Origin of the sequence: Desulfovibrio aminophilus DSM 12254 (genome assembly GCF_000422565.1) — a bacterium.
Classification (GTDB): domain Bacteria; phylum Desulfobacterota; class Desulfovibrionia; order Desulfovibrionales; family Desulfovibrionaceae; genus Aminidesulfovibrio; species Aminidesulfovibrio aminophilus.
Genome location: NZ_KE383875.1, coordinates 7,501 through 34,129, shown reverse-complemented (window position 1 = coordinate 34,129; position 26,629 = coordinate 7,501). Strand labels below are relative to the sequence as shown.

At 65.8% G+C, this 26,629-nt stretch carries 24 protein-coding genes (1 of these 24 cut by a window edge); 7 read left to right on the top strand and 17 right to left on the bottom strand.

The window, feature by feature from the left end:
• Positions 1-47: 47 nt before the first annotated feature.
• Together H587_RS0112675 and sppA are read left to right on the top strand one after the other, a co-directional pair.
• Positions 48-1,787 (top strand): 30S ribosomal protein S1, encoded by a 1,740-nt coding sequence (locus tag H587_RS0112675; protein ID WP_027176576.1) that lies wholly within the window; start codon positions 48-50, stop codon positions 1,785-1,787.
• On the top strand, positions 1,771-2,676 hold the full coding sequence (gene sppA / locus H587_RS0112670) for a signal peptide peptidase SppA (RefSeq protein ID WP_027176575.1): 906 nt from the start codon (positions 1,771-1,773) through the stop codon (positions 2,674-2,676). The genes H587_RS0112675 and sppA overlap by 17 nt, the downstream gene beginning before the upstream one ends.
• Before the next feature lie 78 nt (positions 2,677-2,754).
• On the opposite strand, the gene H587_RS0112665 is transcribed toward sppA, so the two are convergent.
• The 6 genes from H587_RS0112665 to H587_RS0112640 are packed head-to-tail and all read right to left on the bottom strand — an operon-like array spanning position 2,755 to position 7,958.
• Positions 2,755-2,943, bottom strand: coding sequence for a hypothetical protein (locus tag H587_RS0112665; RefSeq protein ID WP_034609403.1), 189 nt, complete (start codon positions 2,941-2,943; stop codon positions 2,755-2,757).
• Positions 2,944-2,945: 2 nt separating this feature from the next.
• Complete coding sequence (locus H587_RS0112660; RefSeq protein WP_027176573.1) at positions 2,946-3,530, bottom strand: LOG family protein; 585 nt, start codon at positions 3,528-3,530, stop codon at positions 2,946-2,948.
• Positions 3,527-4,231, bottom strand: coding sequence for a TerC family protein (locus tag H587_RS0112655; RefSeq protein WP_027176572.1), 705 nt, complete (start codon positions 4,229-4,231; stop codon positions 3,527-3,529). Before H587_RS0112655 ends, H587_RS0112660 begins: the two co-directional genes overlap by 4 nt.
• A 27-nt stretch (positions 4,232-4,258) precedes the next feature.
• Positions 4,259-4,774: a DinB family protein gene (locus H587_RS0112650; RefSeq protein ID WP_245560884.1), complete on the bottom strand. Its 516-nt coding sequence runs from the start codon at positions 4,772-4,774 to the stop codon at positions 4,259-4,261.
• Positions 4,775-5,836: a phosphotransacetylase family protein gene (locus H587_RS0112645; RefSeq protein WP_027176570.1), complete on the bottom strand. Its 1,062-nt coding sequence runs from the start codon at positions 5,834-5,836 to the stop codon at positions 4,775-4,777. It abuts the gene before it with no gap.
• Between the two features lie 19 nt (positions 5,837-5,855).
• Positions 5,856-7,958 (bottom strand): acetate--CoA ligase family protein, encoded by a 2,103-nt coding sequence (locus tag H587_RS0112640; protein WP_027176569.1) that lies wholly within the window; start codon positions 7,956-7,958, stop codon positions 5,856-5,858.
• A gap of 21 nt (positions 7,959-7,979) precedes the next feature.
• Here H587_RS0112640 and rnc point away from each other — a divergent pair, with 21 nt between their 5' ends.
• Positions 7,980-8,681, top strand: coding sequence for a ribonuclease III (gene rnc / locus H587_RS0112635; protein WP_027176568.1), 702 nt, complete (start codon positions 7,980-7,982; stop codon positions 8,679-8,681).
• Between the two features lie 83 nt (positions 8,682-8,764).
• On the opposite strand, the gene H587_RS0112630 is transcribed toward rnc, so the two are convergent.
• From H587_RS0112630 to H587_RS0112605, 6 genes are all read right to left on the bottom strand, one after another.
• Entirely contained in the window at positions 8,765-9,685 is a 921-nt protein-coding gene (locus H587_RS0112630) for a flagellin N-terminal helical domain-containing protein (protein WP_027176567.1), read from the bottom strand.
• A gap of 364 nt (positions 9,686-10,049) precedes the next feature.
• Complete coding sequence (locus H587_RS0112625; protein ID WP_027176566.1) at positions 10,050-11,696, bottom strand: flagellar hook protein FlgE; 1,647 nt, start codon at positions 11,694-11,696, stop codon at positions 10,050-10,052.
• A gap of 56 nt (positions 11,697-11,752) precedes the next feature.
• Positions 11,753-12,469, bottom strand: a complete 717-nt coding sequence (locus H587_RS0112620; protein WP_027176565.1) for a flagellar hook assembly protein FlgD — start codon at positions 12,467-12,469, stop codon at positions 11,753-11,755.
• A gap of 11 nt (positions 12,470-12,480) precedes the next feature.
• A complete protein-coding gene (locus tag H587_RS0112615; RefSeq protein ID WP_027176564.1) occupies positions 12,481-14,406 on the bottom strand; it encodes a flagellar hook-length control protein FliK in 1,926 nt (641 codons plus the stop codon).
• Between the two features lie 114 nt (positions 14,407-14,520).
• On the bottom strand, positions 14,521-15,915 hold the full coding sequence (locus H587_RS0112610; RefSeq protein ID WP_027176563.1) for a glycosyltransferase family 9 protein: 1,395 nt from the start codon (positions 15,913-15,915) through the stop codon (positions 14,521-14,523).
• A complete protein-coding gene (locus tag H587_RS0112605) occupies positions 15,912-17,123 on the bottom strand; it encodes a CgeB family protein (RefSeq protein ID WP_051202792.1) in 1,212 nt (403 codons plus the stop codon). The genes H587_RS0112610 and H587_RS0112605 overlap by 4 nt, the downstream gene beginning before the upstream one ends.
• Before the next feature lie 209 nt (positions 17,124-17,332).
• Between H587_RS0112605 and H587_RS0112600 the strand changes: the two genes are divergently transcribed.
• Together H587_RS0112600 and H587_RS0112595 are read left to right on the top strand one after the other, a co-directional pair.
• On the top strand, positions 17,333-18,586 hold the full coding sequence (locus H587_RS0112600) for a [FeFe] hydrogenase, group A (protein ID WP_156904556.1): 1,254 nt from the start codon (positions 17,333-17,335) through the stop codon (positions 18,584-18,586).
• Positions 18,587-18,599: 13 nt separating this feature from the next.
• The gene (locus H587_RS0112595; protein ID WP_027176560.1) at positions 18,600-18,947 is read left to right on the top strand and encodes an iron hydrogenase small subunit; all 348 of its coding nucleotides are present in this window, start codon (positions 18,600-18,602) and stop codon (positions 18,945-18,947) included.
• Between the two features lie 87 nt (positions 18,948-19,034).
• Here H587_RS0112595 and H587_RS0112590 read toward each other — a convergent pair whose 3' ends face one another.
• The gene (locus H587_RS0112590; protein ID WP_027176559.1) at positions 19,035-19,532 is read right to left on the bottom strand and encodes a tetratricopeptide repeat protein; all 498 of its coding nucleotides are present in this window, start codon (positions 19,530-19,532) and stop codon (positions 19,035-19,037) included.
• Between the two features lie 275 nt (positions 19,533-19,807).
• Here H587_RS0112590 and H587_RS0112585 point away from each other — a divergent pair, with 275 nt between their 5' ends.
• Positions 19,808-20,065, top strand: a complete 258-nt coding sequence (locus tag H587_RS0112585; protein ID WP_027176558.1) for a TM1266 family iron-only hydrogenase system putative regulator — start codon at positions 19,808-19,810, stop codon at positions 20,063-20,065.
• An 8-nt stretch (positions 20,066-20,073) separates the two neighbouring features.
• Entirely contained in the window at positions 20,074-22,107 is a 2,034-nt protein-coding gene (locus tag H587_RS0112580; protein WP_084630731.1) for a TonB-dependent receptor plug domain-containing protein, read from the top strand.
• A gap of 90 nt (positions 22,108-22,197) precedes the next feature.
• Here H587_RS0112580 and dtd read toward each other — a convergent pair whose 3' ends face one another.
• The 4 genes in view from dtd to dnaE are tightly spaced (at most 9 nt apart) and all read right to left on the bottom strand, a layout consistent with a single transcriptional unit that may run on beyond the window.
• Positions 22,198-22,665, bottom strand: a complete 468-nt coding sequence (dtd, locus tag H587_RS0112575) for a D-aminoacyl-tRNA deacylase (RefSeq protein WP_027176556.1) — start codon at positions 22,663-22,665, stop codon at positions 22,198-22,200.
• Positions 22,666-22,667: 2 nt separating this feature from the next.
• Positions 22,668-23,051 carry a 6-carboxytetrahydropterin synthase QueD gene (gene queD, locus H587_RS0112570; RefSeq protein WP_027176555.1) on the bottom strand — a complete coding sequence of 128 codons (384 nt, stop codon included), beginning with the start codon at positions 23,049-23,051 and terminating at the stop codon, positions 22,668-22,670.
• 8 nt (positions 23,052-23,059) lie between these two features.
• Positions 23,060-23,275 carry a hypothetical protein gene (locus H587_RS0112565; protein ID WP_027176554.1) on the bottom strand — a complete coding sequence of 72 codons (216 nt, stop codon included), beginning with the start codon at positions 23,273-23,275 and terminating at the stop codon, positions 23,060-23,062.
• A gap of 9 nt (positions 23,276-23,284) precedes the next feature.
• Positions 23,285-26,629: the 3' portion of a DNA polymerase III subunit alpha gene (dnaE, locus tag H587_RS0112560; protein ID WP_027176553.1), read on the bottom strand. Its footprint extends 126 nt past the window's final position; only the last 3,345 of its 3,471 coding nucleotides appear in the window; the start codon falls outside the window, past its right edge; its stop codon occupies positions 23,285-23,287.

Genomic DNA, 26,629 nt, shown 5'->3' with positions numbered 1-26,629 from the left:
GGAAAGGACAATACTGCTGCCCAAGGGCGCGTTGTTGGAGGTAACATATGGAAAAGAAATCGGAAGCCACCCCGGAAATGGATGTGAACTTCGCGGCGGAACTGGAGAATTATCTCAAGGCCGACTTCGGCGATCTGGATGAGGGCACCATCGTCCCCGGCCAGGTGGTCAAGGTCGACAAGGACCACGTCCTGGTGGACGTGAACTTCAAGTCCGAAGGCCAGATCCCCCTTTCCGAGTTCACCGATTCCGAGGGCAACGTCACCGTGTCCGTTGGCGACAAGGTGGACGTTTTCGTGTCCAACAAGGACGAATCCGAGGGCACCATCCACCTGTCCCGTGACAAGGCCAAGCGGATGAAGCTCTTCGATACCCTGGAGGACGTGCAGGAGAAGGACGGCACCACCAAGGGCCGCATCGTGCGCCGCATCAAGGGCGGCTACACGGTGGACCTGGGCGGCGTCGAGGCCTTCCTGCCCGGCTCCCACGTCGATCTGCGTCCGGTCCCGGACATGGACGCGCTCGTGGGCCAGGAGTTCGAGTTCAAGATCCTCAAGATCAATCGCCGCCGGAGCAACGTCATCGTCTCCCGCCGGGTTCTCCTGGAGGAGCAGCGTTCCGAGCAGCGTGACAAGCTTCTGGACCATCTCGATGAAGGCCAGATCGTCACCGGCAAGGTCAAGAACATCACCGAGTACGGCGTGTTCATCGACCTGGGCGGCCTCGACGGCCTGCTGCACATCACCGACATGTCCTGGAAGCGCATCAAACATCCCAAGGAGATGGTCGGCCTGGGCGACGAGCTTGAGCTGAAGGTTCTGAACTTCGACAAGCAGGGCCAGAAGGTCTCCCTGGGTCTCAAGCAGCTCGTGCCCGATCCGTGGGAGAACATCGCCGGCAAGTATCCCGAGGGCGAGAAGTACAAGGGCAAGGTCACGAACCTGGCCGACTACGGTGCCTTCGTCGAGCTGGAGCCCGGCGTCGAGGGCCTGGTGCACATCTCCGAGATGTCCTGGACCCGCAAGCTGCGCCACCCCTCCCAGATGGTGCGCGCCGGGGACGAGGTCGAGGTCATCGTGCTGGGCGTGGACCAGGACAAGAAGCGCATCAGCCTCGGCATGAAGCAGATCCGCCCCAACCCCTGGGACGTGGTGGCCGAGAAGTACCCCGAGGGCACCATCCTTGAGGGCACGATCAAGAACATCACCGAGTTCGGCGTGTTCATCGGCATCGAGGAAGGCATCGACGGCCTGATCCACGTGTCCGACATCTCCTGGACCAAGAAGATCCGTCATCCCTCCGAGGTCTACAAGGTCGGCGACGTGATCCAGGCCAAGGTGCTCACCGTGGACAAGGAGAACGAGAAGTTCACGCTCGGCGTGAAGCAGCTCTCCGAGGATCCCTGGAGCCTGGTGCCGTCCAAGTACCCGGTCGGCTCCCTGATCAAGGGCGCGGTGACGAACATCACCGACTTCGGCCTGTTCGTCGAGGTGGAGGAAGGCATCGAGGGCCTGGTCCACGTCTCCGAGATCAGCCGCAAGAAGATCAAAAGCCCCTCCGAGGTCTACAAGGAAGGGGACGTCATCGAGGCCAAGGTCATCCATGTGAGCGCGGATGAGCGCCGTCTGGGCCTGTCCGTGAAGCAGATCAAGGATGACGAGGAGCGCAAGAAGCCCAAGAACTTCAGCACCGCCGGCCCCGAAACCGGCAGCACGCTGGGCGACCTGCTGCGCCAGAAGCTCGAGGACGCCTCCAACGAGAACGCAGGCGATGGAGACGAGGAATAACGAGCGCTTCTCCCAGAAGCATCCGTTTCTCTTCGGTTCCTTACTGATCGTAACGGCCGTGGCCCTCATTCTGGGGGCCATGGCCGCTTCGCGTTTGTTCGACCGCAAGCTCGCCGGCGGCCTGTCGGGCCAGGCCCTGGGCGTCTGCCACATCAGCGGCCTGATCATGAGTTCCGGGGAAACCGTGGACTGGCTCCAGGAGCTGCGCGACGACGGCGCGGTCAAGGGAGTGCTTCTGCGCATCGACTCCCCGGGCGGCGCCATCGGCCCCTCCCAGGAGATATTCGAGGCCGTGCGAGACCTGGCCAAGACCAAGCCGGTGGTCTCCTCCTTCGGCTCCGTGGCCGCCTCGGGCGGATACTACGTGGCCGCGCCGTCGACCATGATCGTGGCCAACCCCGGTTCGCTCACGGCCAGCATCGGCGTGCTCATGGAGTACCTGGACGTGCAGCAGCTCATCGAGCGCTTCGGCATCCGCCAGGAACTGCTCTCCAGCGGCAAGAACAAGGGCGCTGGTTCGCCGTTCAGGAGTCTGACCCCGGAGCAACGGACCCAGATCATGTCCGTGATCATGGACCTGCACGAGCAGTTCGTGGGCGACGTCGCCGACTCGCGCAACATGACCCGGAAGGACGTGCAGGCCCTGGCTGACGGCAGGGCTCTCACCGGCCGCCAGGCCCAGAAGGCCGGGCTGGTGGACCGCCTGGGCGGCGAACAGGAGGCCCTGCAGGCGCTCAAGGAGCTGTGCGGCGTCACCGAGGCGGACGTGCCGCTGAAGGAAGGGCCGCCGGACAAGCGCGACTATCTCGAACGCCTGTTGGACACGGTGCAGCACTATGTGCCCGAGGGGCGCTGGAGCCTGCCGAGCTTTCTCTTCCGATTCCCCTGAGTGGGAAGGATATCCCGAAACGAAAAGCCCGACACGGAACACCGCGCCGGGCTTTTTCCATTCTATCGCCGAAGGCGGCTACATTTCCAGGACGCCCGCGCTTTCGGCATGCCAGCCCTTGGCCGCCCATTCCAGTTCGAACTTGGCCTTGGCCGAGGCCCGGGCCGCGTCCGCGTCCGGGGCCGTCTCATCATAGCGGAACATCCGCTCCTCGCGCTCGGCTCCCTCGCCGCGCACGGCCTGGATGAAGACCTTGAAGTCGCGCATGTTCACAACCCCTGTCGTTTTTCGATCCACTTGTCCACCGTCGGCGGCACGTAGCCCGCGAAGAGGTCCAGGAGCGCGGCCGGATTCGTGGCCGAGAGGAGCATGGAGCGATGCGCGGCCATGACGAAACCCTCGCCCACGGCCTGGTCCAGGAAGGCGTTCAGCGGGCCGTAGTAGCCGTCCACGTCCAGCAGGCCGCAGGGCTTCTTGTGGAAGCCGAGCTGGGCCCAGGTGAGGATCTCGCAGAGCTCCTCCAGGGTGCCCAGCCCTCCGGGCAGGGCGATGAAGGCGTCCGCGAGTTCGGCCATCATGGCCTTGCGTTCGTGCATGGAGGCAACCACGTGCAGCTCGGTCAGGCCCGGGTGGGCGATCTCCTTGCGCCGCAGGGCCTCGGGGATTACGCCCAGAACCTTGCCCCCGGCTTCCAGGGCCGAGTCGGCCAGTTCCCGCATGAGGCCCACGTTGGAGCCCCCATAGACCACGTCCAGGCCCCGGTGGGCCAGTTCCCGCCCGGTGGCCCGGGCGGCTTCCAGATAGCGGTGGTTGCGTCCCGGGTTGGACCCCAGGAAGACGCAGACGCGTTTCATGCTTTTCTCCGTATGCGCAGGTTGAGAAGTTCCACGAAGAGCGAGAAGGCCATGGCGAAATAGATGTAGCCCCGGTCGATGTGCTTGCCCAGGCCCTCGGCCACCAGGAACACCCCCACCAACAGGAGGAAGGAGAAGGCCAGCATCTGGACTGTGGGGTGCTTGTGCACGAAGCGGCCCACCGGTCCGGAGAAGAAGAGCATCACGATCACGGCGACGACGATGGCCGCCACCATGATGCGCACGTCCTGGGCCATGCCCACGGCCGTGATCACCGAATCCAGGGAGAAGACGATGTCCAGCAGGCCGATCTGGACCACGGCCGCGATCAGCGATCCGGCGCCGTCTGCCTGGGGCTTATGGCCGTTTTCGTCCTCGATCTTGCCGTGGATTTCCAGGGTGGCCTTGCCGATGAGGAAGAGCCCGCCCAGCAGGAGAACGAGGTCGCGGCCCGAAACCGCGTGCTCTAGGACGCTGAACAGCGGCGCGGTCAGGCGCATGATCCAGCTGATGGCCAGCAGGAGCAGGATGCGGGTGACCATGGCCAGACCCAGGCCCAGGCGGCGGGCCAGATCGCGGGTGCGGCGCGGCAGGCGTCCGGCGATGACCACCACGAAGACGATGTTGTCGATGCCCAGCACCACCTCCAGGGAGGTGAGGGTGAGCAGGGCGACGATGTTCTCGGCGCTGAGAAGGTCCACGGTCTGTCCTTGGCTGCCGCGCCGTCGTCAGCCGGGGTAGGTCCCGGTCTCCTTCTGGAAGAAGACCAGGTCGAGGTCACGCGGCCGGACGCCGAAGCGGCCGAGCAGGGCGTGCACCTGGCCCCGGTGATGGGTCTGGTGGTTGAAGAAGTGGCTCAGAAGCAGGGCCATGGGCTCGGCGAAGGCGATTCCCTCGGTGGAGGTGTAGGAGAGAACCCGCAGTTCGTCGCCGGGGTTGAGAGAGTCGGCGAAGCGGATGATGTTCTCGTCCTCGGCCACGCGGGCCGCAGTGAGTCCCGGCAGGTCCGGGTGGACCACCTCGGCGATGGAGGCCGGAGTCGGCCCCCGACCGGTGAAGCGGTTCAGCCAGAGCTGGTCGCCCAGCAGGCCGTGATTCAGGATACCCAGGATGGAGCCGAAGTTGACGTCCAGAGCCTCGGCGAGCTGTTCCGGGGAGAGAGGCGTCAACTCGACGTAGAGCCGGGCGTTGGCCCAGGCGTTGTAGCGGGCCAGGGTCTGGAAGAGAGTCTTCATGGCGGCCATTTAGAGACCCAAGCCTTCGCGGATGGCCGCGAAGTCCAGGTGCCGGGCCACCAGTTCCGCGCCCTGGCGGATCTTGATGGCGTCGCGCAGCTTGTGGCGCGAGAGGATGGTCTCCATCTTCTTGGCCACGGAGTATGTGTCCTCGCGGACCATGATGATCGGCGTTTCGAGCACCTCGGAGCGGGTCAGGATGATGTCGTTGGGGTAGAGGTTGCCGGTGAGCACCAGGCAGGGGCAGTCGCCCTCCAGGGCCACCAGCTGCACGTCGGCCCGGTCGCCGCCCACGATGACCGCCGAGTTTTTGCTCCGTCGGAAGTGGGTCATGAAGTTCTCCACCTGCATGGTGCCGATGAGGAAGTTCTCCACCACCCGCTCGGCCTTGTTGTGGGCCGAGATGATCTTGCCGCCCAGGCGTTCGGCCAAATCGGCCACCTTGATGGCGCCCATGAGCGGGTCTTTGGGGATGATGCCCAGAACCTTGATGCCCCGGCTGTTCAGGAAGGGCGCGATGAGATTTTCCACCTCGTCCATGAAGGCCGGCGGGATGTCGTTGAGGACCACGCCCAGGAGCTGGTCGCCCAGGGCCTCCTTGAGGACCACCAGGGTGTCGTAGTGCAGCTCCTTCTGGAAACGGTCGATGACCACGGTCTTCAGGCCCAGGCGCTGGACCACTGACACGCCGTCGGTGCAGCAGTATTTGCCCGAGTACATGGAGCCGGAGCCGCCCACCAGGGTCAGGTCGCGGCCCTGGCTGATCTTGCCGTAGCTTTCCGCGATGCGTTCCAGCAGCCCGCCGCAAGGGCCGGCGAAGGCCTTGACCTTGAAGTCGTGGGTCACGACCACCGGGGTCACGTCCTCAACGGGCTGGTCCAGACCGAGCACGTCCTGGACGAAGAAGGCGTCCTCGTCGCCGAGGCGGCCGTCCTTTTCCAGGGGCATGGCGCCCACGGGCTTCATGTAGCCCAGGTTCAGCCCCTCCTTGCGGAAGTGGAGGCCGATGCCCATGATGATCATGTTCTTGCCGGAATAGCCGGAAGTGGAGCCGATGTAGAGTCCGGGCATGTCGTTCTCCTCGGGGGGATCAGGCGATGGCGATCTTCACGTCGGCCACCACCGCGCCCTCCTCGTTGACCAGTATGGGGTTGAGCTCGACCTCCGCGATCTCCGGGAAGTCCACGGCGATCTGGGAAACGGTGAGCAGGATGTCCTCGATGGCGCCCAAGGCGGCGGGTTTCTGGCCGCGCACCCCGCGCAGCAGGGGAAACGTTTTGATTTCGCGGACCATTTCCTGGGCGTCGCCCACGGTGAGCGGGGCCAGGCGGAAGGTGAGGTCGTGCAGGACGTCGGTGTAGGCACCGGCCAGACCGAAGGAGAGCAGCGGCCCGAACTGTTGGTCGCGGCGCATCCAGACCGCCACGGCGCGCGCGTCGGCCGGGCCCATGGCCTGGACCATGCAGCCGGTGACGTGCACGTCTTCGCGGGTGCGGGCCAGGCGCGAGGTCAGCTCCAGGAAGGCCCGGCGCACGGCTTCGGCGTCGGACAGGCCCAGGGCCACGCCCCCGGCGGCGGCCTTGCTGACCAGGTGCGGGGAGGCGATCTTCAGGGCCACGGGGAAACCGATGCGTTTGGCGATCCTGGCCGCCTCGTCGCTGGTGCGGGCGAATTTCGTCTCGGGAACGGGCAGTTCATAGGCCAGGGCCAGCTGCATGGCCTGGCTTTCGGAAAGGTCGGCGAGGCCGGTGGCCCGCGCCTCGCGCAGCAGGGACTCGGCCTTGCCCTTGTCGCGTCGGAAGCAGATTTCCACCGGATAGGCCCGGCTGCGCCAGGAATGATAGGCGTACATGGCCTCCATGGCCCGCACGGCGGATTCGGGGAAGGCGTAGCAGGGCACTCCGGCCTCCACCAGGATGTCCCGGCCCGGGGCCACCCGGGGGCCGCCCATGAAACAGGCGAACACGGGCTTGCCGCAGTCCTTGGAAGCCTCGACCACGGCCCGGGCGGTCTCCTCGATCTGGGCCGCGGAGGTGGGCGTGAGGAGCACGAGCACGGCGTGGGCCATCTCGTCGGCCAGCACGGCCTCCAGCGTGGCCCGGTAGCGGGCGGCGTCGGCGTCGCCGATGATGTCGATGGGATTGTACAGCGAGGCGAAGGACGGCAGGACCGTGCGCAGGCGCTCCAGGGTGGCCGCGCCGGGGCGCATGAGCTGGAGCCGCGAGTTCTCGCAGGCGTCGGCGGTCAGGATGCCGGGACCGCCGGAGTTGGTGACCACCACCAAGTTGGGGCCCTTGGGCAGCGGCTGGGAGGAGAAGGCCCCGGCCAGGTCGAAGAGGCTCTCCACGTCCGGGGCGTGCAGGATGCCCGCTTGGCGGAAGGCGGCCTCATAGGCCGGTGGCGATCCCGCCAGGGAGCCGGTGTGGTTGGAGGCGGCGCGCGCGCCCGCCGGGGTGGCGCCGGCCTTGATCATGACCACGGGTTTCTTGGCCGTGACCCTCTGGGCGGCGGAAAGAAGTTCCTGGCCGTTGTCCACGCTTTCGCAGTAGCCCAGGATGACCCGCGTGTCCGGGTCGTCGCCCAGGGCCTCCAGCATGTGGGCCTCGGAGAGCACGGCCTTGTTGCCCAGGCTCACGAACTTGGAGAAGCCCATGTCTTCGGACACGGCCCAATCCAGGATGGCCGCGCAGAGGGCCCCGGACTGGGAAAAAAAGGCGATGTTGCCGGAAGCCGGGCAGGCCCGGGCGAAGCTCGCGTTCAGGCCGAAGGGCGCGTTCATCAGTCCCAGGGAGTTGGGCCCCAACAGGACGATGCCCCGGCGGCGGGCGATCCTGGCCAGCTCCTCTTCCAGCCGCCAGCCGTCCTTGCCGGTTTCCTTGAAACCGGCGGCGAGCACGATGGCCGCGCGCAACGACTTGGCGGCCAGGGCCTCCAGCACGGGGCGGACTTTTTCGCGGGGCAGGCAGATCACGGCCAGGTCCGGACCGTCGGGCAGTTCGGACACGTCGCGCAGCACCGGCAGGCCGAGGAGGTCTCCGCCCGCCGGGTTGACGGGCAGGATTTTCCCCGTATACCCGGAGGAGACGAGGTTCGACAGGACCGTGTGTCCGACCTTGCCGGGGTGGCGGGAAGCCCCCACTACCACCACGGACCGAGGCTCGAACAGGGCCTTGAGGGGGGCATCGGAATGCATTGCGACCCGGCGGAGCGCTCAATGGATGAGGTTTTCGAGCAACTTCAAGAACGTATCCATCATCGTTTCGGGCAAGTCAAGCTCTTGCGGGAGGCGGTGACCCACAGTTCCTACGCGAACGAGCAGGAGCAGGCCGTCCCGGACAATGAACGCCTGGAATTTCTGGGCGACGCCGTGTTGGAGCTGTGCGTCTCGGCGGAGTGCTTCCGGCGCTACCCGGAGGCCGACGAGGGGCGGCTGACAAAGATCCGGGCCAAGCTGGTCAAGGAGAAGAGCTTGGCTCGTCTGGCCCGGGGCATCTCCCTGGACGTCTGCCTGCGCCTGGGGCGCGGCGAGGAGAGCCAGGGCGGCCGAAACCGGGAGGCGCTGCTGGCGGACGCGCTGGAGGCCTTGTTCGGAGCCGTGTTCCTGGACGCTGGATTCGAGGCGGCTCGGGCCTGCATCCTCGGCCTGCTGGAGGACAAGTGGCCGGACGACGCGGACTGCGCCGACCCCAAGGATCACAAGAGCCGTTTGCAGGAAGTGACCCAGCGACATTTCCGGGAGCGTCCGCGCTATGTTCTGTCCGGAGCATCCGGCCCGGAGCACGAGAAGATCTTCGAGGTCACGCTGCGGCTCCCCGGGGATCTCGCCTTCACCTCCACGGGCGGGAGTCTGAAGAAGGCCGAACAGGCCGCGGCCCAGGCCGCCCTGGAACACCTCGCCGCCCAGGGCCTGGATTGAGCGTCCGCATTACCGTCTCAAACGAAAAAAAACGCCCCGGGTGCGGGAACCCGGGGCGTTTTTCCGTTCGTTGCGGGCGGCGATCAACCGCTGATGAGCTGCAGGGCCATCTTCGGCAGGGAGTTGGCCTGGGCCAGCATGGCCACGGCCGACTGCGAGAGGATCTGCTGGCGGGTGAATTCGGTCATCTCGTTGGCCACGTCCACGTCCGAGATGCGGGATTCGGCGGCCTGCAGGTTTTCGCCCTGGATGGTCAGGTTGGTGATGGTGTTTTCCAGGCGGTTCTGCATGGAACCGAGGTTCGCGCGGATCTTGTCCTTGGAGATGATGGCTTGGTTGATGGCCTCCAGGGCGGCCTGGGCCAAGCCCTGGGTGGAGATGGACTTGCCCGCGTTGACGGCGTCGCCGGTGCCGGTCTTGGCCGCCGAGGAGTGGCCGAGGCCGAGGGCCGAGGCCGTGGCCGCGCCGACGGCGATGTAGTAGTAGTCCTCGGCGGAGTCGTTGCCGGTGCCGAAGTGGATCTTCAGCGGGCCGGTGGAATCCAGGCCGTGACCGTTGTGCGTGCTCATGGCGCCGGACAGGTTGCCGTTGAGCAGATAGATGCCGTTGAAGTCGGTGGCGTTGGCGATTCGCGTGATTTCCGAGGCCATGGCCTGGTACTCGGAGTCGATGATCAGGCGCTGGTCGGAGTTGTAGGTGCCGGTGGCGGCCTGCAACGCCAGCTCCTTCATGCGGATGAGCTTCTCGTCCACCACCTGGAGCGCGCCGTCGGCGGTCTGGATGAGCGAGATGGCGTCGTTGGCGTTGCGCACGCCCTGCTGCAGGGAGCTGATGTCCGCGCGCATGAGCTCGCGGATGGCCAGGCCCGCGGCGTCGTCGGCGGCGGTGCCCACGCGCAGGCCCGAGGACAGACGCCGGGTGGAGACGCTGAGCTGGCCGTAGGCCTGGCCCAGGTTCCGGGCGGCGTTCATCGCCATCAGGTTGTGGTTGATGACCAGGGACATGGGAAACCTCCTTGTTGGGGCTGCAATTCCTTTTGCGGGCATTAAGCAATGAAAGTGCCAACTAATATAATATTAATAAAATAGAGATATTATCGCATTCAATAAAGTCTAGAGATGGCGCTGGAAGCCCTTCGCGGCAGGTTTTTCCCCCTCCCGGGCGTCAGGGAACCGTCAAAAAATTCCGAGGGATCGCGGTGCGGTACGGCGCAAGTCGTTGCGCCTCAAGGGACGGGATGGAAAAGAGGAGCGGCCCGGGCCGGGGGGTCAATCCGGTCCGGGCCGTCTCGCCGGGGTTTCGCGCCGCCGGGCCCTTGTCGGGCTTCGGCGGCCGCCGATTCAGGAGTCGCCAGCCTGGGTTTCGGGGCTAGCGCTTCATGGCTATGACTTCGCCGAGGAGGCTGTCGGTCGTGGTGATCACCTTGGTGTTGGCCTGGAAGCCGCGCTGGGAGGTGATCATGTTCACGAACTCCGTGGCCATGTCCACGTTGGACAGCTCCAGGGAGTTTCCGTCCACGGTCCCCTTGCCTGTGGTGCCCGCCTGACCGGTGAGGGCCGGGCCGGAGTCCAGGGTTTCGGAGAAGAGGTTGCCGCCTTCCCGCCGCAGGCCCCACTGGTTGGTGAAGGTGGCCAGGGTCAGGGAGTAGAGTTCCAGGGTCTGGCCGTTGGAGTACTGTCCGGAGAGGACGCCGTCGCGGCTGACCGAGACGTTCAGGAGTACGCCCGCCGTGTAGCCGTTCTGGCTCTGGAACAGGGTGGACGAGCCGCCCGTGTCGTAGCTTTGGGTGGCCAGGGCGCTGATGTTCGGGTCTTTGGCCGTTGGCAGGCGGTTGATATGGGTGATGTCGTTGCCCACCGCCGCGGCGTTGGTGGCCAGGCCGCCGACGCTGGACCAGCCCCGGGTGATGGCGCCGCCGCCGTTGCTGGTCAGATCCGTGTTGCGCAGCCCGAAGTTCATCTCGATGGGCAGTGCGTTCACCGCGTTGTCTAGACTGGCGTTGGACTGGGAGAGGAAGTTCGGGGTGAAGACCGGGTAGCCTCCAGTGGAGAAGGAGGCCAGGGTCCAGGCGCTCAGATCCTTGACGTTGCCGCCCGCGTCGCTCTTCAGGGTGAAGGCGCTTTGGTTCACCAACTGGCCGGTGCGGAAGGTCAGTGTGCCGACCATCATCACGCCGGCCGCCGAGGTGTCGCCGATGCGCGAGGAGCCCAGGATGCGGCCGTCCTCGCCGGGCTGGGTCGTGACCATGTATTCCCAGACCGAGTAGCCGCCCGCGTCGGAGAGCGTGACTTGATCGAAGTACACCGTCACGGTGTGGGCCGCGCCGATCTGGTCGTAGACCTTGATGGAGGTCGAGTAGGAATAGAGCCCCTCGTCCAGGGGCGTGGCCTCGGTGCCGTCCCAGTTCTCGAACATGGCGAAGTAGGGATTCGTGGTCGAGTTGGAGGCGCTGGTGGCCTTGGGGTCCAGGTTGGTCACGATGTTGATGTTGCTCGTGACCTTGGGCGGCGACTGGAAGTTTTCCAGCCGGATGTCCGTGGGCACGCCCACGATGCGCCGCCTGTTGCTGGAGTCCGTGGTGCTCACCGCGGCGGTGGAGGTCGTCGTCTGCTCCATGGCCCAGCCCTGCAGCACGTAGCCGTGGGGATCCACCAGGTAGCCGTCGGAGTCGAAGCGGAAGTTGCCCGCGCGGGTGTAGTACTGGCTCTCGGAGTCCTTGACCTTGACGACGAAGAAGCCGTTGCCGCTGATGGCCATGTCGGTGGACTCGGACGTGGTGGAGAAGGCGCCCTGGCCGAAGTCGTTGAATATCGAGGCCACGCGGACGCCTCGGCCGATCTGGGCGATGCCCGAGGCCGTGGGGTAGTCCTGGCTCATGACGTCCTCGAAGTCCATGCGCGCGCCCTTGTAGCCCACGGTGTTCACGTTGGCGAGGTTGTTGCTGATGACCGTCAGCTGCTCACTGTGCACCGACAGGCCGGAAATTCCGGCGTAGAGGGATGAACTCAAACCCATGACAGACCTCCTTATGAATGCGGCGAAACCCGTTTCGTGTCGTTGTCCGCGCGGACCTAGCTCGACTTCTCGTCCGACGTGCTGTTGGGACTGGTGATCTCGGTGATGTTCTTGTAGTTCACCGTGCGGCCGTCCTTGAGGGTCAGGTACAGTTCGCCGCCGGAGTTGATCACGCCGGAGACCACGCCCGAGACCTCGGTCTGGATGAGAACCTTGGCCCCATCGGAATCCTCGCCGATCATACCCACCGTGTAGGTGCCGTCGGGCACGGTGGTGCCGGCGGAATTCTTGCCGTCCCAAGTGTAGGTGTAGGTGCCGGCCTCGCGTGCGCCGAGCGTTTCGCTGCGCACGATGTTGCCCTCGGAGTCGTAGACGTTCACCATGAGGTTGCTGACGGCCTCGCCCATCCCATAGTTGATGGAGCTGATGGTGCTGCCGTCCTTGGTCACGGTGTAGCCCTTGGCCTTGATGCTCTGGCCGATGAAATTCGTGGCCGAGTAGAGATCCTTCTGGCTGTTGGCGTCCACCAGGCTCTGGATGCCCTTGTTGATGTTCGTCAACTGTTCCAGGCTGGAGAACTGCGCCAACTGCGAGGTCATCTCTTTGTCGTCCATGGGGTTCATGGGATCCTGGTGGGTCAGCTGGGCGATCAGGATCTTCATGAAGGTGTCCTGATCCATGCTGCTCTTGTGGGTGACTTCGTTGCTGGCGGCCTGCTGGGTCGAGGCTCCCGAGAGAAGGCTGCTGGCTGCGGAATAGTATTCGGTGCTCATGCCGCGTCTCCTTAGGCGATGAGGTGCAATCCCCGGTCGGCAAGACTTGCCTGCCGTTCGGAGGAAAGCACGTCCCGTGCCAAGCCGACATCGTCCCCGTCCGCGATATGCGCGCGCCACTTCATGCCCGCCAGGGCCTCGCGCTGCTCCCGGGCCTGGTTGTGCTGTTCCTGTCCAAGCCAAGCGGCATGTTCCTGGTTGCCGGAGAGGCCTGTCTGCACTTCCATGCGGGCCACCTTGAGTCCTTGCTCTTCGAGGGACTGGCGCAGGGATTCCAGGTTGGCGGCGAGCAGTTTGCCGGTTTCGTGGTTGTCGGCCCGGATGACCGCCTGCACTTCCTTGTTCTTGACCTGAAGCATGACCGACAGGGTGCCCAGGTTTTCGGGCTGCAACTGGAGTGTGAGCTGGGTCCGGCCCTGGCCCAGGTTGGTGAGCACGCCGTTCTGGACCTGGGTGAGCATCTGGCGGGTCGCGGCGGTGTTCACGCTCTGCGGAACGGTCGGCGCGGTCGTCGTTTGCCGGGGGGAGTCGGCCAGGGCGAACTCGTTGATCTGGGTCTTGGCGTTCTCCAGGCGGGCCGTCTCCTGTCCGGATTCGGTCTTGAGTTTGCCGAAGAATTCCTTCCAGGCCGAGTTCCCGCCGGAGCCTTGTTCGGACTTGGACTTGCCCTCGGCCTGCCGGTCGGTGGTCTCGGCCCCGGTCTTGAAGACCGGGCGCGCGGCGTCCCGCAGTTCCGCGACGGGGTCGCGTTGTTCCGAAGACTTGCCGTTGATCGGCCGCCCCAGTTCCTGTTCGGAATTTTCGGCCTGGCGGCGCCAGGCGTTCTTGGCGGCATTGACCGCGTCCTCGGCATCCTCGCGCAGGCGACGGCCGAAGTTCTTGATGTCCGATGAGACGCCGCGTTCGCTGCGGAGCATGGTCTCCTGGTTCTGGGCCTGGCGGTCGCCCTTGCTCCAGAGCTTTTCCCGCCGGGCGGACTTCTCCAGGGTGTCGCCCACCAGCTTGACCAGACTCTGGTCCTTTTCGGCCTGATTCTGGGTCAGCTGGGCCATTTCGCCCTGGAACCGCCCCAGGAGTTCGCGCAGGCCGCGCGTGGTGCCGGGGCCGGAGGCCAACTGCTCAGCCATCTGGGCCAACTGGCCCGAGATGCCGCCGGACAGGTTCCGGGTGGCGGCGGACGCGCCCTTGGCCGCCTGGGCCAGGGCATTCATGTACGTGGTCAGCTCGCGCGCGGTGAGGGAAAGGCCCCGGTCCTGGTTCTGGCTCTCCAGCCGGGACTGGACCGAGAGGAGAACCTTGGACGCGTCGCCCTGGGAGAGGTTCTGCACCAGCCCCTGGGCCTCGGCCGGATTGAAGCCGATCTTCTGGAAGAAGGATTGCAGCTCCTGGACCTCCTCGGAGGAGAGTTGGAGCGCCTTCTTGGACTGGCGCATCTTTTCGGACAGGGCGCTGACGAAGCGGCCCCAGGTGAGCCCTTCGGAGGAGCCGACCTGGTTCTCGAAATCCAACAGCTCGGAGGCTGAAAGGCCGTAGGTCTTCAGGCCGTTGCGCATGGCGTCCAGGTCGTCGCGGGAGAGCTTCATGCTCTGCAGGCCCAGGCTGACGTGCTTGGTGAGACCGTTGGCGACCTCCTTGGGGCTCAGGTCCGCCGGGTTCGCCGTCCGGGTCGCGCCGGTCAGGCCGTCGCGCACCTCTCTCGCGGCCGTTTCGGCTTCCTCGCGCAACGCGGCGCGGCGGTTCTCGATCCGGGTCCGGGCTTCCGAGGAAAGGGAGGAGGCGGAGGTCGTGGTCTGCTGCTGGTCCAGGGTCGAGTACATGCTCATGAAGTCGGAGAAGCCTCCCGACCGCGAGGATCCCTCATAGGTGGACAGCCCGTTGGAAAACTGGAGGGGGTCGGTGCTCTGACCGGCGGTCGGAATATCGGGAAGAATCTGCATCGCTTTTTCCTCTGCGGGCCTTCATACAAAACCCGTTCCAAAGGAAAAAACAAGTTATTCAAAAGTGTTGTGAAAACGCGTCGCGGCGGCTCCGGGCAGTTTTTTCCGCCGGGGTCAGCGCGTGAGGGCCAGAAGGTCCTCCAGCCAGTCCAGGGACTCGGCCCAGGCCGGGGCGCTGAAGTCGCGGTTTTGGAGCAGGGGCAGGAGGTAGCCGGTGAGCGGCCGGAGCATGAGCGGTGCGCCGGTCCAGAAGGAGTTTTCCAGGCTGCCCCGGGTCAGACCGATCCGTAGGCCCCGCCCCAGGTCGGGGAGGCGGTCGGTGAAGGCTTCGGCCAGACGGGGTTGGGTGGCCGCCAGCTCGGCCCAGGTCGATCGGGGCGTCCTCTCGTCCCAGAGCCCGAAGCGTCGGCCGAAGTAGGCCTGCCAGAAGCGGGACAGGAGGCGGTGGGCCCCGGGGGGGCGCCGGTCCAGGCGGGTCAGCCGGTACAGGCCGGAGGGGCCCCGGTCCGAGCGCGACAGGGCCAGGCCCGGCGGAGTCAGGCGTTCCAGGCGTTCGTCCGGGCCGCTGAGCATGGAATGGACCAGGGAGGCCGTCCGTCGGGCCGAGAAGGCCGCGTGGCAGCGCGTTCCGCCCCGGGTGCAGGACCAGCAGCCCTGGGCGCAACTGGCCGTGGGCCGGAGTACGAGATGCCCGGGCTGGTAGGGTCCGGTCTCCCAGGGGTTGACGTTGCCCATGGAGAGATTGAGCACGCGCAGGCCTGTCCAGGCCGCCAGGTGCATGGGGCCGGTGTCCGGGGTCACCAGGAGTTGGAAGGTCTGCCCGGCGGCGGCCAGCTCCTTCAGGCCCAGCCTGCCGCAGAGGTCGAGCACCGGGGCGGCGGCGATCCGCTTGACCTCGGCTCCCAGCGCGCGTTCCGCCGGCCCGCCCAGCAGGGCCGGGCGCAGGCCCCGGTCCAGGAGCGCCCGGGCCAGTTCGGCCCAGAACGCGGGCCCCGGGCGCTTGGAGGGGTCGCTGGCCCCGAGGAAGAGCCCCACCCGGACCACGTCGGGCGGCAGGCGCCGGGGCTCGGCGAAGGCCGTGCCCCGCAACTCGGCCAGGGGAACCACGTCCAGGGCGTTCAGCTCGGCCCAGTGAAAACGGTTGTAACGGTTGTTCTGGATCAGGCTCTGGCGGTAGAGCTGCCAGCGGCCATGCACCCGGCGCGCGCCGTTTTCCAGCACGGGGCCGAGTTTTTCCTCGGCCCGCGCCTGTCCGGCCAGTTCGTCGGCCTGATCCCCGGCGCTCAGGTTGAGCACGAGGCGGTAGTCCTGGCGGAGCAAAGCCTCGGTCCCGGACCATGGCACGTAAGAGACCTGGGGCGAGAGAAGCGCCAGCGGGCGGAAGAAATGCTCCTCGGCGGCCACCTGGATAGGGTGGCCGGGGAAGACCCGCCGCAGCCAGAGAAACAGCGGAAAGGAGAGGATCAGGTCGCCCATGCGGCGGCGCTGGAGCACGAGGATGGGCTTCACGGCCGCGCCCCGAAGGTCCGGCGCATGGTCCGCAGCAGGGCGGCCAGACGGTGGTCGTAGGTGTGCTCGGCCAGGACGCGCCGCCGTCCGGCCTCGGCCAGTCGCGCCCGGCCCGCCGGGTCATCCAGCCAACGCCGAATCTGGTCGGACACATCTTCCGGCCTGTCGTACATCGCCATTTCCCGGTTCGGCTCGAAGAGCCGCTCCATCTGGCGGCGGCGGTCCGTGAGCAGGAACGCGCCCGAGGCGGGCACGTCGAAGACCCGTTGGTTCACCGCCCCCTTCATCTGGAGGCTCGTGCAATTGAAGTTGATCGCCGCGCGCGGGTAGAAGCCCGGCAGGTCGTCGTAATAGGACAGCTCGGGATGGTGCCGCCAGCCGCCCGGGGGCAGCAGCTCGAACCAGCCCGGGTCGCCCGCGATGAGCGGTTCGAAAGGCAGCAGCCCGCGCACGCAGGACAGCCGGTAGTCGCGGGTGGAAAGCCAGGTGAGATAGGTCTCGAAGGCCAGCATGCGCACGGGCGAACGCAGGCCCAGGAACAGAGGCCAGAGGTCCGGGAAGCGGTCGCGCAGAAAGCGCGCGGCCGAGGGCTCGTCACTCGCTCCGAAGGCGCGCGCCACTTCCTCGGCCCGGGCCGCCAGTTCCGGCGGCGGGTCCGACGCCGCCAGCCGCCCGGCCACCTTGGCCAGCATGGAGTTGCCCACGAAGGACACCGGCGCGTTCCAGGCGTCGCGACCCGGGGCCCCGGGTCGGAAGCGCTCCGGGTCCGCGCCCAGGGGCAGCCAGGAGACGTGCGGGAAACCGAAGCCGCGCAAGGCCTCCACGTTGTCCGCGTCCCAGGTGAACAAGGCCGTGCGCTCCAGGTGGCGTCGGGGGTAAAGCGGCAGGATGAGGAAGGGGTTGTCCACGAACCAGGAGGCCAGGGGCAGGCCGTCGGGCTCCAGGAGGTCCAGGAGCACGCCCTCGCGGTCCACGCCCAGGTGATTCACGGTGAGCAGGAAATCCGGCCGGAATCCGGCCACGGCCTCGCGTACGCGGTCCACGAAGAGATCCCGGTCCATCTCCTTGCCGCCCAAGTCCAGGAGCCGGTGCGGCACGCCCAGACGGGTCAGAGCCGCGACCACCTCGCCCATGAGAAAATAGAGGCTGGTGAGGAGCAGGACACGGGGCTTGTGGGTGATCTCCGGCGGCTGGACCATGTGCGGCATGTATCGTCCCGGGCCGGGAATGTCCACGCGCGGCATGGAACGGAAGCGCGGAATCGTCGCGAAAAACGCCGGACGCCCTTGACACGGTACTTTTTTTAAAATTATACACACCATGTGATACGATTTTAATTTTAGTAATATCCAGGGGGTGTTTTTCGAGCACAGGAGGATTCGGCAACCACGTGAATGCTCAGTAAGGAGGAGCGATCATGCTGGAAATGGAAAAGGTCTTGATGAAGGGGACGGCCCCGAAGAACGCCGACCCCAACGCGTTTTCGATGGTCCAGGTGGACGCGGCCAAATGCCAGGCCTGCGGCACCTGCGACGAGGTCTGCCCCACCGGCGCGATTCAGGCCTTCGGCCCGGACGAGAAGCGCAAGGTTCTGGATCCGGCCGTGTGCATCAACTGCGGCCAGTGCCTGGTGAACTGCCCCTACGGCGCCATCTACGAGGAAGTCTCCTTCGTGGACGACGTGTTCAAGGCGCTCCAGGATCCGGACACGGTGGTCGTGTCCATGCCCGCCCCGGCCGTGCGCTACGGCCTCGGCGAGGCCTTCGGCATGCCCGCCGGAACCTATGTCGGCGGCAAGATGCACGCGGCCCTGCGCAAGCTCGGTTTCGACCATGTCTGGGACAACGAGTACACCGCCGACCTGACGATCATGGAAGAGGGCACGGAGCTGATCAACCGCATCAGCAAGCCCGACCATCATTACCCCCTGCCGCAGTTCACGTCCTGCTGCCCGGGCTGGGTGAAGTTCATCGAGAGCTTCTACCCCGAACTGCTGCCGCACCTGTCCACCTGCAAGTCGCCCATCGGGATGCTCGGCTCCCTGTCCAAGACCTACGGCGCGCAGCAGACCAAGACCGACGCCAAGAAAATGTACACGGTTTCGATCATGCCCTGCATCGCCAAGAAATATGAGGGATTGCGTCCCGAACTGGCGGCCAGCGGCTACCGCGACATCGACGCCACCATCACCACCCGCGAGCTGGCGTACATGATCAAGAAGGCGGGCATCAACTTCGCCAAGCTCAAGGACGAGGCTCCCGAGCCGGTCCTCGGCGAGTCCACCGGCGCGGCCACCATCTTCGCCACCAGCGGCGGCGTCATGGAGGCGGCCCTGCGCTTGGCTTACGAGGTGCTCTCCGGCGAGAAGCTGAAGAACCCGGACATCAAGGCCGTGCGCGCTCATGAGGGCATCAAGACGGCGGCGGTGAACGTGCCCAAGTTCGGCGAGGTGCGCGTGGCCGTGGCCAGCGGGCTGCAGAACGCGGCCAAGCTCTGTGAGGAAGTCAAGGCGGGCAAGTCCCCGTACCACTTCATCGAGATCATGACCTGCCCCGGCGGCTGCGTGAACGGCGGCGGCCAGCCCCTGGACCCGAATCTCCGCGTGGCCGAGTGCGGGTCCAAGCTGTTCGCGGAACTGAAGACCCGTTTCAGCGGGAAGAACAACGGGTAGGCAGGAGGACGACATGAACAAGGCACTGGACATCACCCGCCGGAACTTCCTGAAGTTCGCCGGCGCCACCACGGCCGTGGCCCTGGTGGGCTTCAACTTCGTCAGGGACGCCGCCGCGGCGGCCATGGACTTCGTGGCCAAGCGTCAGACCTCGGTCTACGGCGCGGACGCCAACGCCAAGATCTACAAGCTCCGCAAATCCCAGGACAACCCCATGATCCAGAAGATCTACGCCAAGGACGGCTTCCTGGCCGACGGTCCCTGCGGTCACAAGTCCCACGAACTGCTGCACACCCATTATGTGGACCGCAGCGCGGGCGTGAAGGCCGCCAAGGCCAAGGGCATCAAGCTGAAGGTCTAGTCCCCCCGCGAGAAACACCTCCGTGCGGCCTGAGGGAAGGGTTGGTCTGAACCAGAGGGCTGCATTTCTCCCGCCGGGCGGCGTCGTTCATTCCGCGAGGGTGCGCTCGGCTTCCGCCAGATACTCCTCGATCTCCTCCCGCTGCCAGCTCACCACGGGCGGCAGGGACTCCCCCTTGCGCAGATACAGGGCGAAGGCCCGGAAGCATTCCAGGGCCTTGCGCCGGTAAACCGGGTCGCCGGTCTGTTCGTACCTGCCGCGCCAGGCCTTGCCCAGGTTGAAGGAGGCCAGGGGGTAGCCGTTGATGGTCAGGGCGGTCTCGTATTCCTGGATGGCCCGGTCAAGGTCGCCCTTGCGGGCGTAGGCCACGCCGATGTCGTTGTGGGCCTCGGCGCCCTCGGGGGTCCGGTCGCAGCAGGCGATCACCTTGGAATAACTGGCGATGGCCGCGTCCAGCTTGCCCATGGCCAGGTAGCGTTCCCCCTGCTGGATGAGCACGCGGGGCAGCTCCTGGGCCGGGACCGGCCGGACGGCGGACAGGAGCAGGAACAGGGCGGCCAGGGTCGGGGCGAGAGTTCGCGGCATGGTTCCTCCACGAAACGCCGCGCTGAACACTCGATCCTGGCGCGGCGGTGTGTATATTTAATTTTTATTAATATGCTTTTCGTGCGAATATTTCAAACAGAAAAGCGCTGCTTCAGTTTTATCGGCACACGCATGTCTGCAACAAGAACCACCTGCTGTGGAGAATGAGGTTGACGGAATTGAAAAGAGAGGCTACGAGTCTCGTGTCACTATTTTTATTTTAGTAACACGAATGCAGCGCATCGGCCAGCGGCGCGCTTCGCGGAGGTGTCGGCATGGAGGGGAGCACGGAGGGACGGCGGCTGGGACTTGTCGGCATTTCCATTGCCGACCGGCGGTCCTCGGCCTTAAAGGTCAACGAGATATTGGGACGCTATGGCGACATGATCGTGGCCCGCACCGGGTTGCCGTATCAGGAGCGCGGCGTGAGCGTCATCGCCGTGATCATCGACGCCTCGACCAACGATCTGGGGGCCCTGACCGGCAAACTGGGCATGATCCGGGGCGTGCAGGTCAAGTCCTTCTTGTTTTGAGACGAGCCATGAAACGGATACTTTTCACATATACCACGCTTGTTTTCATGGCGGCCCTGGCCGTCTCTCCGTGTTCGGCCCAGGAACGCTCGAACCCCTATGCCTTGGAAGAGGTGACGGTGACGGCCCGGGCCGTGCCCACGCCGATCAGCCGGACGCCGGGCGGAGTGGAGGTCATGGACGCCGAGGAGATCGAGGAGATCCAGCCGGTGAACATCTCGGACATGGCCGCGCGGGCTCCGGGCGTGGACGTCTCGGCCGACTCGCCCTGGGGCGCGGACGTGAGCATCCGGGGCCTGTCCCGGGACTCGGTGGTCTTCCTCATCGACGGCTGCCGGGTGAACACCACCACGGACATCAACGGCCGCTTCGGACTGGTGAACCCGGAGGACGTGGAGAGCATCGAGATATTGAAGGGCCCGGTGAGCACGCTCTACGGCTCGGGCTCCATCGGCGGCGTGGTCAACGTGATCACCAAGAAGGGTCGCTTCGCCGAGGGCGAGGTTCCGGAATGGCACGGTGGTCTGGCCGGAACCACGGGCTCCAACCCGGTGGGAGCTGGCGGCTACGGCAACCTCTCTTACAACTCCAAGAACCTTTGGGTCTACGGCTCGGGCTCCTGGCGCGAGTATCAGAGCTTTTACGACGGCGGGGGCGACCTGACGCCCAACAGCCAGTACCGCGACTTCTACGGCAAGGCCGCAACGGGCTACCGTTGGGATTCCGGCGCGGTGACGGAAGTGCAGTTCCAGCGCGTGGAAGGCGAGGACATCGGCGTGCCCGGCGGATCGAGCCCGCCGCTGCCGTCCTCCAGCGCGGCCAAGCTGACCCTGGGCTCCAACGACCGGTCCCTGTTCCAGACAGTGCACACCATCAAGCCCGAGGACGGGCCGATCAAGGAATCGCGGTTCGAGCTCTACTACCAGCTCATCACCCGCAACCCGCGCATCAACCAGGTGAACGGGGCCATGGCCAAGCCCTCGGCGGACCACGAGACCGTGGGCAGCAAGTGGACCAACGTGCTCGGCCTGGGCGACCACACCCTGACCGCCGGACTGGACGCCTGGAACTGGTACATGACCTCCAAGCGCGACCGCTACAATCCGGCGGGCGTGCTCATCGGCACGGACCATCCCACGCCGGACGCGAACCAGTTCTCCGGCGGCCTGTTCCTGGAGGACGACTGGGCACTGGCCGAGCGCTGGACCCTGAATCTCGGCGGCCGGGGCGACTGGGTTTCCATCTCCAACGCGGGCAACGTCACGGCCAACCAGACCGTGGAGGCGGGGACGCGCGAGGACTTCAGCTGGGGCGGGCACGCCGGCCTGACCTTCCAGGCCACGGAGCGCTGGAGCCTGACCTCCCTGGCGGCGGCCAGTTACCGCACGCCGAACATCCTGGAGCTGTTCAAGGACATCAACCTCACCGGCGGCATCAAGGAGCTGGGCGACCCGGACCTGGACCCCGAACGTTCGTTCTTCTTCGAGCAGGGCTTCCACTACACCGGGCCGACGCTGCGGGCCACGACCTCGTTCTACGCCAACTTCATCGAGGACATGATCAACGCCCAGTACGTCAACGCCACCACCTACCGCATGGCCAACGTGGGCCGGGCCGAGATCTACGGCGTGGAGCAGTCCCTGGAGTGGGATTTCGTCACGGATTGGACCGCCTACGGCAACATCGCCTACGCCGACGGCGAGGACGTGAAGAACGGCCAGCCGCTGCGCAACGTTTCCCCGCTCAACGGCCTGCTGGGCGTGCGCAACCACCTGACCGGGGCCTTCTGGTGGGAACTGGAGTGCGAGTGGGCCGCCGAGCAGACCCACGTGCCCGACGGGGCCTTGCCCACCGATGCCTGGGAGATCGTCAACGCCCGCGCGGGCTACGATTTCCATCTCGACGGACTGAAGAACCAGATCGTCCTGGCCGGGACCAACCTCTTCAACGAGGTCTACAACAACTACCAGGCCACCTCGCGCGGTCTGGTCATCCGCCAGCCCGGGGCCGCCGTCACCGCCACCTGGAGGGTCAGTTTCTAGCGAGTCGCGGCAGCGTCCTCTCCCGCGACGTCGCACGAAAAAGGCGGGCTCCCGGGAGCCCGCCTTTCTTTTTTCATGCCGCGAAAGGACTCAGGCGAAGTCGGCGGAGTCCAAAAGGATGGTCACCGGGCCCCAGTTGACGAAGTCCAGGAGCATGTCCGCGCCGAAGGAACCGGTGGCCATCTGGCCCGGCGCCAGGGGCATCAGGTCGCGCACCAGGCGGTCGAAGAGCCGGGAGGCGATCTCGGGTTCGGCCGCGTCCGAGAACGAGGGACGGCGGCCCCGGCGGCAATCGGCGTAGAGCGTGAACTGCGAGACCAGGAGCAGGTCGCCGGCGATGTCCTTGAGGCTCAGGTTGAAGCGGCCCTCGGCGTCGGGAAAGATGCGCAGGTCCACGACCTTGTTCAGGAGCGTGGTCCAGGCGCGGGAGCCGGGCAGGTCCGGGCCGTCGTCCTTGCCGAAGCCCGCCAGCACGAGCAGGCCCGTGCCGATGCTGCCCAGAACCTCTCCCTCGCCGCGGACTTCGGCGCGCGTCACGCGCTGGAGCAGAAGGCGCATGGTCAGTCCTCGCGGTAGGTGGCTTTGGAGGAGTCCTTTTCCGACACCGAGACGTGGACCACGCGTACGGGCTGGTCCGCCAGCAGCGCGGCAACTGCCGTGTAGATGTGCCGGGCCAGGTTCTCGCTGGAGGGGTTCAGGCGGTCGAAGGGCGGCACCTCGTTCAGGTGCCTGTGATCCAGGCCGTCCAGAACCTGCTTCAGGGCCTGCTTGAGAACCTTGAAGTCCACGAGGAGTTCGGTGTCCGGGGTGAGCCGGTCGCCCTCCACGCAGAGTTCCACGCCGAAGTTGTGGCCGTGCATGTTCTCGCACTTGCCGCGGTAGTTGCGCAGCTGGTGCGCGGAGCTGAAATCGGAAGTCACCGTCAGACGCCATTTCCCGGCCATGTCCCGCCTCACGAGAGTTCGAAGTCGTGTTTTTCCGCGGCCTGGCGGCGTTCCAGCTCACCCAGGAGCCGGTTGCTCCGCCGGGTCTCCTCCAGGAGTTCCTCCAGGATGCGGTTGGCGCGGTTCGTGTTGCGCCAGATGATGAGCGGCGCGATGCTGACGCAGACGACCACCACCATGAGCACGGCCCAGGCCAGGATGCCGATTCCGGCGAGGTATTCCATGACTGCCTCCTAGTTTCCGGCCGTGAGCGGGCCGCGCCATTTGTCGAGCTGCTTCCAGAACTCGGGATTCGGGGCCACGCCGAACTGGGGCGAGAGCTGGAGGGTGCAGACGCTGTCCTTGAGCCCCACCTGGACGTAGACCGGGGCGTCGCCCCTGTGTCGGGACAGGAGTTCCTTGAGCCGGTTCAGGTGCTCATCGAGGCAGAGCTCCGAGGGCACCTGGAGATAGACCGGCTCAGTGTTGCCGGCCACGGCTCCGGAGAGGAGCGAGACGCTCTCGGCCAGGATCTTGGCTTGGCGCGGGCCTTCGTCGTCCTGGCCGGGCTCCTCGCGCAGGTCGATGCGTCCGCTCACCAGCAGGGGCTGGTCCTGGGCGATGAGTTCGCGGGCGGGCAGATAGACGTTGGGCAGCAGCGTGACCTCGCCGGTGGCCGTGAGGTCTTCCGCGCCCACGAAGGCCATCTTGTCGCCCTTCTTGGTCACGTATTCCTTCACCGAGGTGAACAGCAGGGCCAGGCGCACCTCCGAGCCGTTGGCCAGCTCCCGGCACTCGTCCAGGGTGTTCAGGCGCAGGCGGGCCAGCTCGTGCCGCCAGCCCAGGAGCGGGTGGCTGGAGAGGAAGAAGCCCAGGGCCTCCTTCTCCAACCGGAGCTTCTCCTCGTCGGGCCACTCCTCGGCGTGGAATTCCTCGATGTTCACGGGCAGCCCGTTGCCCGCGCCTTTGTCCGGCCCGCCGAGCATGTCCAGCATGGAGATCATGCCGCTTTGCTTCTCCTTGGCCTGGCGCTGACCCAGGGCGTGGGCCTTGTCCAGCCCGGCCAGGAGTCCGGCCCGGGAACAGCCGAAGCAGTCCATGGCCCCGGCCTTGATGAGGTATTCCAGCATGCGCTTGGTCACGCGCCGCAGATTCACCCGGCGGCAGAGGTCCACGAGGTCCGTGTAGGGGCCGTTCCGCTCGCGCTCCTCCACGATCTCCAGCACGGCCTCCTCGCCCACGTTCTTGATGCCCGAAAGCCCGAAGACCACGGCGCCGTCATGCACCGAGAAGCGCGGCCTGCCCGAGTTGATGTCCGGGGGCAGCACCTTCACGCCCATGTCCCGGCAGGTGTTGATGTACTTGAAGACCTTGTCCGTGTCGGCCAGTTCCGAGCTGATCAGCGAGGCCATGAACTCCACGGGGAAGTAGGCCTTCAGGTAGGCGGTGAAGTAGGAGATGAGCGCGTAGGCCGCGGAGTGGGACTTGTTGAAGCCGTACTCCGCGAACTTCTCCATGAGGTCGAAGATCTCGTTGGCGGTCTTGTCCGCGATGCCGTTCTCCCGAGAACCCTCCAGGAAGCGCTTGCGCTGCTTGGCCATCTCCTCGGCGTTCTTCTTGCCCATGGCCCGGCGCAGGAGGTCGGCCGCGCCCAGGGAGTAGTTGGCGATGACCCGGGCCGTGCTCATGACCTGTTCCTGGTAGACGATGACGCCGTAGGTCGGTTTGAGCACGCTTTCCAGGCTGGGATGCGGATAGGTGACCTCGACTTCGCCGTGCTTGCGTTTGATGAATTCGTCCACCATGCCCGAGCCCAGCGGGCCCGGACGGTAGAGGGCGAGCATGGCGATGAGATCCTCGAAGCAGTTCGGCTTGAGCATGCGCAGATAGCGCCGCATGCCCGAGGACTCCACCTGGAACACGCCGTCGGTGTCGCCCCTGGCGAAGATCTCGTAGGTCTTGGGATCGGAGAGGGCCAGGGTGTCCAGGTCCGGGGGCTGCTTGCCCTGTTCGCGGATGATGTCCAGACAGTCCTCGATGACCGTCATGGTCCGCAGGCCCAGGAAGTCGAACTTGATCAGCCCGACCTTCTCCACCCGCTTCATGTCGTACTGGGTGACGACTTCGCCCTTCTTCCCCCGGTAGAGCGGCAGGTAGTCGGTCATGGGCCCGGCCGAGATGACCACCCCGGCGGCGTGGGTCGAGGCGTGGCGGCACAACCCCTCCAGCCGCCGCGAGATGTCCACGAGCTTTTCCATCTGGGGGCTGGAATGGGCCAGGGCCACCAACTCGGGTTCCTTGTCCAGAGCCTTGTCGATGGTCATCTTCAGGTCGTCGGGGATGAGCTTGGCGATCTTGTCCGTCTCGGCGAAGGTCAGCCCCAGGGCCCGGCCCACGTCGCGGACCACGGCCTTGGCCTTCATGGTCCCGAAGGTCGTGATCTGGGCCACGCGGTCCTCGCCGTACTTGCCGGAGACGTACTTGATGACCTCGGTGCGGCGGCGCTCGCAGAAGTCCACGTCGATATCCGGCATGCTCACGCGCTCCACGTTCAGGAAGCGTTCGAAGAGCAGATCGTAGGGCAGGGGATCGAGGTTGGTGATGCGCAGGGCCCATGCCACCAGCGAACCGGCGGCCGAGCCGCGTCCCGGGCCCACGGGGATGCGGTTGTCCTTGGCCCAGTTGATGAAGTCCTGGACGATGAGGAAGTAGGCCGGGAAGCCCATCTCCTTGATGACCCCGATCTCGTACTCCAGGCGTTCCCAGTAGGCGGCCTCGTCCACTTGGTAGGGCAGGTGGGCCAGGCGCTTCGTGAGGCCGTCACGGGCCAGCAGCTCGAACTCCTCCACGATGGTCCGGCCCTCGGGCAGGGTATAGACCGGGAAGACGTGCTTGCCGAGTTCGATCTCCAGTTCGCAGGCCTCGGCGATGCGCGCTGTGTTGGCCAGAGCCTCGGGGCAATGGGCGAAGGACGCCTCCATCTCCTCCGGGGGCTTGAAGTAGAGCTGGTCCGTGTCCATGCGCATGCGGTTCTGCTGGTCCACGGTCACCTGGGTCTGGATGCACAACAGCGTGTCGTGGGCTTCGGCGTCGGCGCGGTCCAGGTAGTGGCAGTCGTTGGTGGCCACCAGCGGCAGGCCGGTGCGTTCGGCCACCTGGAGGAGCATGGAGTTGGCCTGCTCCTGTTCCTTGAGACCGTTGGACTGCAGCTCCAGGTAGAAGCGGCCGGGAAAGATGTCGGCGTATTCCCGGGCCGTCTCCACGCCCGCCTCCAGGCCTTCGTTGAGCAGCTTGCGGCAGACTTCCCCGGCCAGGCAGGCCGAGCAGGCGATGATGCCCTCGCCGTGGCGGCGCAACAACTCCTTGTCCACGCGTGGCTTGTAGTAGAAGCCGTCCATGTTGGCCATGGACACAAGGCGGATGAGGTTCTTGTAGCCTTGGGCGTTCTGGGCCAGGAGCAGGAGGTGGTAGGCGCTGCCGAGCTTGCCGGTTTTTTCGGTGTAGGCGCCCTGGGCCACGTAGGTCTCGCAGCCGATGAGCGGCTTGATGCCGTACTGTTTGGCGTACTGGTAGAAGGTCACGGCCGCGTGCATGTTGCC